The sequence below is a fragment of the Pseudomonas baltica genome (assembly GCF_014235765.1).
Classification (GTDB): domain Bacteria; phylum Pseudomonadota; class Gammaproteobacteria; order Pseudomonadales; family Pseudomonadaceae; genus Aquipseudomonas; species Aquipseudomonas baltica.
This window is the reverse complement of the sequence record NZ_JACMYH010000001.1, coordinates 1,809,106-1,821,493: the sequence shown is the minus strand read 5'-3', so window position 1 is coordinate 1,821,493 and position 12,388 is coordinate 1,809,106. Positions and strand designations below refer to the sequence as shown.

General features: G+C 64.5%; 13 protein-coding genes. 8 read left to right on the top strand and 5 right to left on the bottom strand.

Going from position 1 to position 12,388, the window contains the following annotated elements:
• Positions 1–70: 70 nt before the first annotated feature.
• From H7993_RS08140 to H7993_RS08130, 3 genes are all read left to right on the top strand, one after another.
• Entirely contained in the window at positions 71–961 is an 891-nt protein-coding gene (locus tag H7993_RS08140; RefSeq protein ID WP_185794015.1) for a LysR family transcriptional regulator ArgP, read from the top strand.
• Positions 962–1,100: 139 nt separating this feature from the next.
• Positions 1,101–2,099, top strand: coding sequence for an NAD-dependent epimerase/dehydratase family protein (locus H7993_RS08135; RefSeq protein ID WP_185794014.1), 999 nt, complete (start codon positions 1,101–1,103; stop codon positions 2,097–2,099).
• A 90-nt stretch (positions 2,100–2,189) separates the two neighbouring features.
• Positions 2,190–3,029: an ATPase gene (locus H7993_RS08130; RefSeq protein ID WP_185794013.1), complete on the top strand. Its 840-nt coding sequence runs from the start codon at positions 2,190–2,192 to the stop codon at positions 3,027–3,029.
• A gap of 37 nt (positions 3,030–3,066) precedes the next feature.
• Here H7993_RS08130 and H7993_RS08125 read toward each other — a convergent pair whose 3' ends face one another.
• Genes H7993_RS08125 through H7993_RS08115 form a run of 3 tightly spaced genes read right to left on the bottom strand, consistent with a single transcriptional unit; the run spans position 3,067 to position 5,614 of the window.
• On the bottom strand, positions 3,067–4,116 hold the full coding sequence (locus H7993_RS08125) for an alkene reductase (protein ID WP_122479431.1): 1,050 nt from the start codon (positions 4,114–4,116) through the stop codon (positions 3,067–3,069).
• Between the two features lie 15 nt (positions 4,117–4,131).
• The gene (locus tag H7993_RS08120) at positions 4,132–5,298 is read right to left on the bottom strand and encodes an MFS transporter (protein WP_185794012.1); all 1,167 of its coding nucleotides are present in this window, start codon (positions 5,296–5,298) and stop codon (positions 4,132–4,134) included.
• A 13-nt stretch (positions 5,299–5,311) separates the two neighbouring features.
• Positions 5,312–5,614: an ArsR/SmtB family transcription factor gene (locus H7993_RS08115; RefSeq protein ID WP_043186925.1), complete on the bottom strand. Its 303-nt coding sequence runs from the start codon at positions 5,612–5,614 to the stop codon at positions 5,312–5,314.
• Between the two features lie 141 nt (positions 5,615–5,755).
• On the opposite strand from H7993_RS08115, the gene H7993_RS08110 reads away from it, so the two are divergent.
• Positions 5,756–6,328, top strand: a complete 573-nt coding sequence (locus tag H7993_RS08110) for an acyl carrier protein phosphodiesterase (RefSeq protein ID WP_185794011.1) — start codon at positions 5,756–5,758, stop codon at positions 6,326–6,328.
• Positions 6,329–6,394: 66 nt separating this feature from the next.
• Here H7993_RS08110 and H7993_RS08105 read toward each other — a convergent pair whose 3' ends face one another.
• Together H7993_RS08105 and olsB are read right to left on the bottom strand one after the other, a co-directional pair.
• Positions 6,395–7,165: a lysophospholipid acyltransferase family protein gene (locus tag H7993_RS08105; protein ID WP_185794010.1), complete on the bottom strand. Its 771-nt coding sequence runs from the start codon at positions 7,163–7,165 to the stop codon at positions 6,395–6,397.
• Positions 7,165–7,920 (bottom strand): L-ornithine N(alpha)-acyltransferase, encoded by a 756-nt coding sequence (gene olsB, locus H7993_RS08100; protein ID WP_185794009.1) that lies wholly within the window; start codon positions 7,918–7,920, stop codon positions 7,165–7,167. The genes H7993_RS08105 and olsB overlap by 1 nt, the downstream gene beginning before the upstream one ends.
• Before the next feature lie 209 nt (positions 7,921–8,129).
• Between olsB and H7993_RS08095 the strand changes: the two genes are divergently transcribed.
• From H7993_RS08095 to sbcB, 4 genes are all read left to right on the top strand, one after another.
• Complete coding sequence (locus tag H7993_RS08095) at positions 8,130–9,209, top strand: serine hydrolase domain-containing protein (protein WP_185794008.1); 1,080 nt, start codon at positions 8,130–8,132, stop codon at positions 9,207–9,209.
• Positions 9,206–9,535, top strand: coding sequence for an amidase (locus H7993_RS08090; RefSeq protein ID WP_122479425.1), 330 nt, complete (start codon positions 9,206–9,208; stop codon positions 9,533–9,535). The genes H7993_RS08095 and H7993_RS08090 overlap by 4 nt, the downstream gene beginning before the upstream one ends.
• A 123-nt stretch (positions 9,536–9,658) precedes the next feature.
• Entirely contained in the window at positions 9,659–10,816 is a 1,158-nt protein-coding gene (locus tag H7993_RS08085) for a phospholipase D-like domain-containing protein (RefSeq protein ID WP_185794007.1), read from the top strand.
• Between the two features lie 73 nt (positions 10,817–10,889).
• Positions 10,890–12,329 (top strand): exodeoxyribonuclease I, encoded by a 1,440-nt coding sequence (sbcB, locus tag H7993_RS08080; RefSeq protein ID WP_342345037.1) that lies wholly within the window; start codon positions 10,890–10,892, stop codon positions 12,327–12,329.
• The last annotated feature ends 59 nt before the right edge of the window (positions 12,330–12,388 follow it).

Sequence of the window (12,388 nt, the reverse complement as noted above, 5' to 3'; positions counted from 1 at the left end):
TGCTAGCCATTGTGAGGGGCGGCGCGGTATAAGAAAAAGCAATAGTGCTGATCACTCATTAGGAAATCTGATGTTCGATTACAAGCTGCTCGCCGCGCTGGCCGCTGTAGTGGAGCAAACGGGCTTCGAGCGCGCCGCGCAGGTGCTGGGCCTGTCGCAGTCGGCCGTGTCGCAGCGGATCAAGCTGCTCGAGGCGCGGGTGGGCCAGCCCGTGCTGATTCGTGTCACGCCGCCGGCACCCACCGATATCGGCCGCCGCCTGCTCAACCATGTGCAGCAGGTACGCTTGCTCGAGCGTGACCTGCAGGGGCAGGTGCCGGCGCTGGATGAGCAGGGCATGCCCGAGCGCCTGCGGATTGCCTTGAACGCGGACAGCCTGGGCACTTGGTGGGCCGGCGCGGTCGCGGATTTCTGCATTCGCGAGCAATTGCTGCTGGACCACGTGGTGGAGGATCAGGACGTCGGGCTCAAGCGCATGCGCGCCGGTGAAGTGGCCGCCTGCCTGTGTGCCAGCGAGCGGCCCCTGGCCGGGGCGCGCAGTCTGTTGCTGGGGGCCATGCGCTATCGCGCGCTGGCCAGCCCTGAGTTCATGGCTCGGCATTTTCCCGCAGGCTTCGACCCGGCCCATCTGCCCCGCACGCCTGCGCTGGTGTTCGGCCCCGACGATTATCTGCAACATCGTTTTCTGGCGTCGCTGGGGCTGGCGGAAGGTTTTCTCCATCACCTGTGCCCGTCGTCGGAAGGGTTCAACCGGTTGGCCAAGGCCGGGATGGGCTGGGGCATGGTCCCCGAGCTGCAGGTCGAGGATGCACTGGCTGACGGCAGCCTGATCGAGATCGTTGCCGGGCATCCTGTGGACGTGCCGTTGTTCTGGCACCACTGGCGCAACGGCGGGCAATTGCTCGAGCGCCTCACCCGGCATCTGCACGAGGGCGCCGCAAGCTGGTTGGTGCCGCTGTGAGCCCTGCGTGCGTCTACCGCTAGCAGCCCGGTCGTCCACAGCCAGGGTGCCGGGCAGCGAGTGACCTCGAAGAACGCTGCAGGACCTTCCCGAGGTCGTGCTGCGGCAACACATTGAACGATGCACAGCGGAGCAATTCATGAAGATTCTGGTTACCGGCGCAAGCGGCTTTATCGGCGGGCGCTTCACGCGCCTGGCGTTGGAGCAGGGGCTTGAAGTGCGCATCAACGGTCGCCGGGCCGAAGGGGTGGAGCATCTGGTACGACGCGGCGCACAGTTCATGCAGGGCGACCTGCTCGACCCCGACCTGGCCAAGCGCCTGTGCATCGGCGTCGACGCCGTGGTCCATTGCGCCGGTGCCGCAGGTACCTGGGGCCGCGCTCAGCTGTTCCAGCAGGCCAATGTCGAGGTTACCGAGAACGTCGTCGAGGCCTGTCTCAAGGAGCACGTGCAGCGGCTGCTGTACCTGTCTTCGGCAGCGGTCTGTTTCGACGGTCGCAGCCACCTGGCAGTCAAGGAAGAGCAGGTACCGGGACGTCTGCGCGGGCATGCCGCGCGCAGCAAATGGCTGGCCGAGCGCAAGGTGCTCGGCGCTGCCGAGTTCGGCCTGGAAACCATCGTGCTGCGAGCGCACAGGGTGACCGGCGCCGGCGACGGGCAGCAGTTCGCGCGGTTGATCGAGATGCAGCGCAAGAATCGCCTGCGGATCATCGGCGACGGCTTGAACAAGGTCGACTTCACCAGCGTGCAGAACCTCAACCAGGCACTGCTGGGCGCTCTGACGGCGGGCGATACCGCGCTCAACCAGGTCTACAACATCAGCAATGGCGCGCCGATTCCGCTGTGGGACGTGATCAACTACGTGATGCGTCAGCTGGAGTTGCCCCAGGTACGTCGCTACCGCGACTTCGGCCTGGCCCACGTCAGTGCTGCGGTGTGCGAGTCGGCGTGCCTGCTCTGGCCCGGCCAACCCCGACCGCGCTTGTCGCGTTTTGAAGTCCAGGCCTTGCACGAGCATTTCACCCTGGATATCAATCGCGCCCGGCATTACCTGGGCTACGAGCCACGCACGTCCGTGTGGGCATCGCTGGATGAATTCTGTGGCTGGTGGCGTGCCCAGGGCACGCCCGGCGGTTGAGCCAATCGCCCGGGTGGTCGGCCAGTGCCCGCCGTTGCAAGGGTATACTCGCGGTCCTGGCCATTACCCCGTGACACAAAGGTTTCTTACATGCGCAAAGATGCTCCCGACGACTTCGACGACAACCTGCCCAGTTTGCGTGGTGATACCCGCGACGACCACGAGTTTGCCCCAGTGGGCGGCGGGCGCGATCGCGACGCGTTGTACTCGCGCAACACGCCGGTGGTGCGCGTCAAGGCGCCCAGCACGGGTGCGCTGTGGGCGCTGATCGGCGCGTTGTTCATCGCCCTGGGCGGCCTGGGCTGGTGGAGTTTCCAGCAGATCAACCTGATGGAGCAGCAACTGGTAGCGACTCAGGAGAGTTTTGCGCGCATCAGCGAAGAAGCGGCGGGGCGCCTGCAGGACATCAGCGGCAAAGTAGCCAACACCCAGTCCACTGCCGTATCGGGTAGCGAAGCGCTGCGGGCCGAAATCAAGCAGTTGCAGGACCAGCTGGCGCAACAGACTCAGCAACAGAGTGGCGTGGCCGGCCAGCAGAGCACCTTGCAGACCCGTCTGGAACAGGCCGCGTCTCAGGTGGCTGCGCAGCAGACGCTCAACGAGCAATTGCAGACGCAGTTGAAGGCGCTGGCGACCGAGCTTGCGACGTTGAAGCAGGCACAGCCGGACACCGGCAAGTTGCAGGCACGTCTGGACAGCGTGGACGGCGAGCTAGCCGCGTTGAAGAAGAGCAATCCGGGCGCGCAGCTCGAACGCCTGGAGCAGGATCTCATCGTGCTCAAGAGCGAGCAGGACAATCGACCGGCGGCCACCAGTGGCCCCAGCATCAGCGAGTTCGATGCGTTCCGCGGACAGGCCACGCGCAGCTTGAACACGCTGCAGAGTCAGGTGCAGAACCTGCAGCAGCAGATCAGCCAGCTGCGACGCTGAACGGCCGGGCACGCCTGGCGGCGGCCCGGCCTGCCGCTTACATGCGCGGGTAGTCCAGGTAGCCCGCAGCGCCCTTGGCGTAGAACGTTTCGGGGTGTGGCTCGTTCAATGGCGCGTCGGCCTGCAGGCGCTCCGGCAGGTCGGGGTTGGCGATGTACGGCACGCCGAAGGCCACGGCGTCGGCAATGCCATTGGCCAGGGCGGCGTTGGCCGACGCCTTGTCGAACCGCTCGTTGACGATGTACGGACCGCCAAACGCATCACGCAGTTGCGCGGCCAGGCTGTCCTCGCCTTCCTTCTCGCGGGCACAGATGAACGCGATGCCGCGCTTGCCCAGTTCGCGGGCAACATAGGTGAAGGTTTCGGCACGGTTGCCGTCGCCCATGTCGTGCAGGTCGGCACGTGGCGAAAGGTGCATGCCGACACGGTCGGCGCCCCAGACGTCGATGGCCGCATCGGTCACTTCCAGCAGCAGCCGTGCACGGTTTTCCAGGGAGCCGCCATAGGCGTCGGTGCGCTGGTTGGTGCTGCTCTGCAGGAACTGGTCGAGCAGGTAACCGTTGGCGCCGTGGATTTCCACGCCATCGAAGCCCGCAGCCTTGGCGTTTTCTGCGCCCACTCGATAGGCCTCGACGATGTCGGCGATTTCAGCGGTTTCCAGCGCCCGTGGGGTTTCGAAACCGGTGATCGGACGCACCAGGCTGACGTGGCCGTCGGCGGCGATTGCGCTGGGGGCCACCGGCAGCTCGCCGTTCAGGTATTGCGAATGCGAGATCCGGCCCACGTGCCACAGCTGCAGCATGATCCGGCCACCGGCGGCGTGCACGGCCTGGGTGACGTTGGCCCAGCCGCGAACCTGGTCGTTGGACCAGATGCCAGGGGTGTCCGGGTAGCCGACGCCCATGGGCGTCACCGAGGTCGCTTCGCTGAGGATCAGCCCGGCGCTGGCGCGCTGTACGTAGTAGTCGGCCATCATCTGGTTGGGCACGCGGCCCTCGTCGGCGCGGCAACGGGTCAGCGGTGCCATGATGATGCGGTTCGGCAGTTCCAGTGCGCCGAGCTTGATCGGGTCGAAAAGTGTAGTCATGAAGAACAGCCTCTATCAGTGAGTGGCGGGTGCCAGGTCCGGCGTCCGGGTCTGGCGAAAAGTGATCAGGGTGACGATCAGGGCAAGCACGGCCAGTGCGGCGGCGGCCAGCGGCACGCTGGTCAGGCCGAGGCCACCGGCGATGACGGCGCCGCCGATCCAGGCGCCCAGGGCGTTACCGACGTTGAAGGCACTGATGTTCAGGGTCGACACCAGGTTGGGCGCCGACTTGCCGAAGGTCACCACGTTGATCTGCAGCGCAGGCACGGCGGCGAATGCCGCGGCGGCCCAGAGGAATAACGTGATTTCGGTCGGGATGACGGCCACTGCGGTCCAGCTCAGCGCGGTGGACACCACGGCCATGGCCGCGAAGACCCCGATCAGGGTGGCACCCAGGCGTCGATCGGCCAGCTTGCCGCCGATGATGTTGCCCACGGTCAGGCCCAGGCCGATCAGCAGCAGCGTGTAGGTGACCCCGCGCGGTGATATGCCGGTGACATCACCCAGCAGCGGCGCGATGTAGGTGAACAAGGTGAACATGGACGCGGCGAACAGCGCTGTCATGCTCAGCGACAGCCAGATGCCGGCGCCCTTGAGGGCCGACAGTTCGGCGACCATGTCCAGCTTGGCTTCTTCGCGATTGCCTGGCAGAAAGCGCAGCAGACCGATCAGCGCGATCACGCCGATCAGGGTGACCACCCAGAACGTCGAGCGCCAGCCCGCCGCCTGGCCCAGCGCAGTACCCAATGGCACGCCCAGCACGTTGGCCAGGGTCAGGCCGGTGAACATCAAGGCCACCGCCGAGGCACGCTTGTTGGGTGCCACCAGCCCTGCAGCCACCACCGAGCCGATGCCGAAAAAGGCACCGTGGGACAGCGCGGTGACCACCCGAGCGAACATCAGCACGTTGTAGTCGCTGGCGATGGCGCAGAGCAGGTTGCCGACGATGAAGATGCCCATCAGCACCACCAGCGCCGCTTTTCGCGGCAGGCGCGCGGTGGCCAGGGCCATGAACGGCGCGCCGATGGCCACGCCCAAGGCGTAGCCGGTGACCAGCCAGCCGGCGCTGGGAATGCTGACGCCGAGGTCGCCCGCCACATCGGGCAGCAGGCCCATGATGACGAACTCGGTGGTGCCGATGGCGAAGGAGCTCAGCGCCAGGATCAGCAGGGATAAAGGCATGAAAAAATCCTTGTCAGAGCTGTGCGCTCATTTGCGCGAGAAACGCCTGGATGACGTCCTCGTTGCGTTTGAAGAAGTGCCACTGGCCAACCTTCTTGCTGCTGATCAGGCCTGCCCGTTGCAGGGTGGCCAGATGCGCCGAGACGGTTGACTGCGAGAGGCCGCAGCGTTGGTCGATCTGCCCGGCACATACACCGTTTTCGGTGCTGTGGTGCTGATCGGGAAACTGCCCCTGGGGATCCTTGAGCCACGCCAGGATTTCCCTGCGCACGGGGTGGGAGAGGGCTTTTATTATTTCGTCGAGATCGAGGGACATGACGTACTCGGCTTATATCGGGACGAGGCGAAATATATATCTGTATTTCGCGATATACAAATATGAATGTGTGCTAACGACGGGTCATTCGGCTATATCGGGTTATAACGATACAGTCGCAATGGTGCTAAGCTGCGCGGTATGAACTACCTGGCACACCTTCATCTCGGCGGTCCTGCACCTGAGCAACTGCTCGGCAGCCTCTATGGCGATTTCGTCAAAGGCCCGCTGGCAGGGCGCTTCAGCGCGCCCATGGAGGCCGGCATTCGCCTGCATCGGCAGATCGATGCATTCACCGACAGTCACCCGCTGGTGCTGCGCGCCATCGGCCGCTTCCCGGCCGAACGGCGCCGCTATGCCGGGATCATCGTCGATGTGTTTTTCGATCATTGCCTGGCGCTGCACTGGGCGGACTATTCCCGGCAGCCGCTGACGGCGTTCACCGACCATGTCTATCGGGTGCTGGCAGCCGAAGCCGAGCTGCCGGGGCGGCTGGCGGCCATGGCGCCGCACATGATCGCCGAGGATTGGTTGGGGTCGTACCGGGATTTCCAGATCATCGAGCGGGTGCTGCAGGGGATCTCACGGCGGTTGTCCAAGCCTGAAGGGCTGGCTAGGGGGTTCGAGGAAGTGCGAGCCCTGTACGCGCCACTGACCGAAGATTTCCGCGCGTTCTATCCGGTGGTGCAGGGGTTCGCGCGGGAGAGGCGGTGACTGTACTGACGTATTCGCGGGCGGCGAGCCCTCTGCCCGCGAATGAGGCAGCTGGGTACATCTGACTCACGCCGCCTGCCGCACCTCTTCAACCTCCCCGAACAACGCGAAGCGCACTGCCTCCTGAGCCTCATAGGCCAGCGCCGCGCGTTCCTTGCCCAGGCTGGCGATCGGTGTCAGCACCTGGATCAACACCTGCCCGCGGGGCTGAGCAAAGATGCGCAGCAAGTGCGACAGCAGATCATCATCGCCCACAAACGGCACGATCGGATCCAGCTCGCCGTCACGCTGATAGCGGATCGCGATCGGCTGCACCGGCACGCCGGCGTCTATGGCGCTGGACATCAGCCGCCCATGGAACGTACGCAGGCTGTGACCATCGGTGGTGGTGCCCTCGGGGAAGATCATCAGATCCAGATCGTTGCGCAAGTGCTGGGTCATCTGCCGCCGGATCAACTGGCTGTCGCCCGCGCCGCGACGAATGAACAACGTGCCGGCCTTGAGCGCCAGCCAGCCGGCCACCGGCCAGGTACGCACTTCGGCCTTGGACAGGAACGAAAGCGGCGCCAGCATGCCGAGCAGGGGAATGTCCGTCCAGGAGACATGGTTGCCGACCCACAGCATGGGCGTGTGCGGCAACTCGCCCTGCACGGTCACCTCGAACGGCAGCGCGTTGCTCAGGCGCACCATGAACCAGCGCGACCAGCGCTGCCGACGGCCCATGCAGTCGGGCAGGCGCAGGCGTTCCAGCAGGCTGAACATCGCGGCCAGCGCCAGGCCCAGGCCAATCACCCAGAGCAGGCGCAGGATGCGCGCGTACACGCGCCAGCGCGGCATCACACGGCCGCCTTGAAGTGGCGAGCGTAGCGCGGGCAGAGATCGTCGCGCTTGAGCAGGATGAACACGTCGGCAACCTGGAAATCCGGGTCCCAGCATGGCTCGCCACAGATCTTCGCGCCCAGGCGCATGTAGGCCTTGAGCAGCGGCGGCAGTTCGGCAATGACGTTGCCTGGAATGTCCAGGCTGGGCAGGGGCATCTTCGGCTCGGCGCGCAAGTGCTCGGTGCACAGGTAGCGCTCGCGCAGACGCTGCATGATCGCCTGGGCCTGGATGCCGCCATCCTGCATCGGGATGCTGGCGCAGCCCATCAGGTAATCATAGCCACCCTCGTTCAGCACCTCCGCCAGCTCGCCCCAGAGCACCGCGATGGTGCCGCCGTTGCGGTAGGCGGGGGCCACGCAGGTGCGACCGATTTCCAGGATCGAGCCTTGCAGGTGGCGCAGGCCGTGCAGGCTGAATTCTTCTTCGCTGTAGAAGCGCCCCAGCCGGTCGGCAGCGCGGTGGTCGAGCAGGCGTGTGGTCGCTACCAGTCGCCCGGTGGCCAGGTCGCGCACCCCGATGTGCTGGCAATGGGCATCGTAGTCGTCGATATCCAGACCCTGCTCGGCGCTCTTGAGTTTGGCGTTGAGCTCGGTGCTGAACACGGCGAAGCGCAGGGCCTGGGCCTCGTGCAGAGCTTGCGGGCCGACAAGTCGTTCGGCGTGCAGACGGCGTTCGGTACGGGTGTCGCCAGAGCGTGCGATCTGAGTCATTGCAAGTCTCCAAAAGCCGGCCGGTGAGTGCGGCAGGTCGATTTTGCTAGGCATGGCCAGCCTAGGAAGACCCGGTGTCATCACCATGAAGCTTTGGTGATGCTTGCGTGACAGCCCTCGACTGCCATACGCCACACAACTCTTGCAGCGAACGGCTGTCATACCCGCACTGCACACTCGCTCCAACCTCGATCACGAGCCTTCCCCGCATGCCGCGTCTGCTTATCCTGTCGATCTCTCTGCTGTGCGCGTTACCGGTGTGTGCGCAGAATTGGCCATCCGAGCGATGGAGCCAGGCACCGGCACCGGCGTCGCCGGCCATTGCCGCCCTGGAGCAATACGCGTTCGTCGCCCGCGATGACGCCGTGCGCGAAGGCGTGCGCACCGATGCGCTGCTGGTGGTCCGCGACGGCGAGATCGTCTACGAGCGCTACGCCGGCCCCGGTGCTGCCGACCGGGTGCATGCCACCTGGTCGATCAGCAAGAGCCTGCTGGCCACGGTAATGGGCGTGGCCTATGGCGAAGGGCGTTTTGCCCTGCAGGATGCCGCCGCCGACTATTTCCAGCCCCTTGCCCAGCACCGCGATATACGCGTGCAGGACCTGTTTCACTGGGCGTCGGGGCTGGACTGGCAGGAAGACTACGAATATGCGCCGCTCAATTCCTCGGTGGTGGCGATGCTCTACACCCGTGGTCATCACGACATGGCCAGCTATGCCGCGAGCCACCGGCGTGCCTACCCGCCCGGCGAACATTTCCGCTACTCCAGTGGCGACAGCAATCTGCTCGCCGCTGCGCTGCGCAACATGGTCGGCCTGCACGAGTACCCGGACTATCCCTGGCAGGCGTTGTTCACGCCTCTGGGTATCGACCAGGCGGTGTGGGAAACCGATGCCAGCGGCACATTCGTCGCCTCGTCCTATGCCTACCTGACCGCGCGCGATCTGGCCCGGGTGGGCCTGCTGATGCAGCGCGATGGTCAATGGCGTGGCCGGCAATTGCTGCCGCAGGCGTGGGTGGCCTTCAACCGCACACCGTTCGCCCCGAGTGAGCACGTTGCGGGAGAGCCCGCAGCAGGCGCGCACTGGTGGCTCAACAGCAATATGGCCTGGCCGCATGCTCCGCGCAGCACCATGGCGGCACTGGGGCATTGGGGACAGGCGCTGTACGTGCTGCCCGAGCAACGCCTGGTGGTGGTGCGCTATGCCGACGACCGCGATGGCAGCTTCAGCCACGATGCGCTGTTGCAGCGGATCGTGGCCGCCTTCGCCGCACCGGGTGGCCAATGAGCACTGGCAAGCGCGCCTGGGCGGCGCTCGGCCTGCTGCTGTCGCTGGCGGCGGCCACTTGGCTGTGGCACGAACGCACGCAGTTGCTGGCCTTTCCCGACATTCTCAGCGCCTTTTCAGCGAAGGAATACTGTTCTTGCCGCTATGTGCTGCAAAACAGTGCCGACTACTGTCAGAGCTACATCAAGCAGTATCTGCCGCTCAGCAGCCTGAGTGAGGACGCTGGCCAGCGGCGGGTTCTGGCCAGCGGCCTGGGGCGCAGCAATACGGCGGCCTGGGTTGGGCCACGGCAAGGCTGCCGCTTGATTCCCGGGAGCGACGGATGAACCGGCCCGAACCTGGTCTGCCTGCACCCGCCACCGATGTCTCCATCCACCTGGTTACAGGACTGCCCATGCGTGAATCGAACGGCTTGCAAGCGACCCTATCTGTCATGCAGGGGCGCTGACATGGGCGGGCCGGTGTTTCCGTGGCGCGAGAGCAGCGAATTCGAGTTGCTGATCGACGGGGCGCAGTTCTTCCCGCGCATGCTCGAGCGCATCGGCCAGGCCGAGCACGCGATCGATCTGGAACTGTACCTGGTGGAGGCCGGCGCCTGTGCCCAGGCCGTGGTCCAGGCACTGCACGCGGCGGCCGCACGGGGCGTGCATGTACGCTGCCTGTTCGACCACTACGGCTCGCTGGCCTTCACCGCAGAACTGCGCGCGCAGTTGACCGACGTCGGGGTGGAGCTGCGTTTCTACAACCCGATCAGTTGGCGCCGGGGCGTGCGCAACCTCTACCGCGACCATCGCAAACTGTTGCTGGTGGACCAGCAATGGGCGATGGTCGGCGGCACTGGTGTCACCGACGAGTTCTGGCAGCCAAATGAAAGTGTCAGCGAATGGCATGAGGTGATGGTGGCCATGACCGGCACCTTGGTCGCTGACTGGCAGATGCTGTTCGACCGCCAATGGCGCGCCAACCTGCGGCGCACCGCCTGGCGTCCGCCTACCCATTTCGGCCTGGCGCGCGTACCGCCCATGCCCGACGGCGGCCAGGGGCTGGGTCGGGTCGCCTACGCCGATGCCCGGCAACATCGCGACATTCTGCAGTCACTGGTGCGCGCACTGAACAGCGGACAGCGCCGCATCTGGCTGGCGACACCTTATTTTCTGCCGACCTGGAAGGTCCGCCGCTCGCTGCGTCGCGCCGCCAGCCGCGGCATCGACGTCAGGCTGTTGCTCACCGGTCCGCGCACCGACCACCCATCGGTACGCTATGCCGGCCATAACTATTACCCGAAGTTGCTCAAGGCCGGGGTCAAGATCTATGAATACCAACCCTGTTTCCTGCACTTGAAAATGGTCTTGATCGACGACTGGGTCAGTGTCGGTTCGTGCAACTTCGATCATTGGAACCTGCGCTTCAATCTGGAAGCCAACCTCGAAGCGCTGGACCCCAGCCTGACCGAGGCGGTGCAGCGCAGCTTCATCACCGACTTCGCCGCCAGCCATGAAGTCAGCCTGGCCGATTGGCGCCGTCGGCCGTTCTGGGGGCGGGTTCAGCAACGCATTTTCGGCTGGATGGATCGCCTCAGCGTGGCGGTGTTTCGGCGCCGGGGCTGAGGCCGCCCGACAACCGTGGCCTCATGCGGGGCAGGGCTCTACACTGTCGCGCAACTGCGCACAGGACACCTCAGTGACTTCCAGCATTTTCTGGTACGACTACGAAACCACCGGTATCAATCCGCGCTGCGATCGGCCCTTGCAGGTCGCCGGCATCCGCACCGATGCAGACCTCAACGAGATCGCCGCGCCGGTCAACCTGTACTGCCAGCCCAGCGACGATATTCTGCCGCATCCGGCAGCCTGCATGATCACCGGCATCACTCCGCAGCGCCTGGCCGATCGCGGCCTGAGCGAGGCCGACTTCATGACCCGGGTCCACGCCCAGCTGGCGATGCCCGGTACCTGCGGGGCCGGCTACAACACCTTGCGCTTCGACGATGAAATGACCCGCTACAGCCTCTATCGCAACTTCTTCGACCCTTACGGGCGCGAGTGGCAAGGTGGCAACAGCCGTTGGGATTTGATCGACGTGGTCCGCGCTGCCTATGCGCTGCGCCCCGAGGGCATCCACTGGCCGCAGGTAGACGGACGGGCGAGCATGCGCCTGGAGTTGCTCACGGCCGCCAACGGCATCGACCATGGTCAGGCGCACGATGCATTGTCCGATGTGCGTGCGACCATTGCGCTGGCGCGCTTGATTCGCCAGTGCCAGCCTCGGCTATACGATTGGCTGTTCCAATTGCGTGGCAAACAACGGGTGCAGGAAAACATCCAGCTGTTGCAGCCGCTGGTACATGTTTCCGGGCAATTCGGCGCAGCGCGACGCTATGCCGCAGTGGTGTTGCCATTGGCTTGGCATCCAAAGAATCGCAATGCCTTGATTGTCTACGACCTGGCTCATGATCCGCAGCCGTTGATCGAGCAAAGTATCGAGGTATTGCAAGAACGTCTGTACAAACGCCGCGAGGACCTCGCGGAGGGCGAGGCGCCATTGCCTTTGAAACTTCTGCACATCAATCGCTGCCCGGTAATAGCCCCGCTTGGCGTACTGCGCGACGAAGATTGGCAACGCCTGAATCTGGACAAGCCGCTTTATCAAGCTCGGGCAATGCGTTTGTGCGATGCCCAACCGCAATGGCATTACAAATTGTCACCGTTGTATCAAGCGCAGGCGTTTTCCGAGAGTGTCGATCCGGAACAACAGTTGTATGACGGGTTCATCGGTGACCGCGACCGGTTATTGTGCGAACGGATTCGCACATTGGATCCAGAACAGTTAGCGACAGCTCAGTGGGTATTCGATGACGAACGCCTGCCTGAATTGTTGTTCCGCTACAGGGCGCGCAACTTTCCGCATACCCTGAATCCTCTTGAAACACAGCGTTGGTTGCAATTCTGCCAACAGCGCCTGAGTGATCCACTATTGGGCGCGCCCAATACTTTGCAAGGTTTCAATGCCGCGCTGGTCGACTGCATGGTCAAGGCCGATCCGGCGCAGACCCAGGTGCTGAATCACTGGCAGACCTACGCGCAGGCACTGGCGGCGCGCCTGGGCCTACAGCCGACTTGAATTGAAGTCGCGGCCATAAAAAACGCCAGTCACAGGACTGGCGTTTTTTTATCTACAGG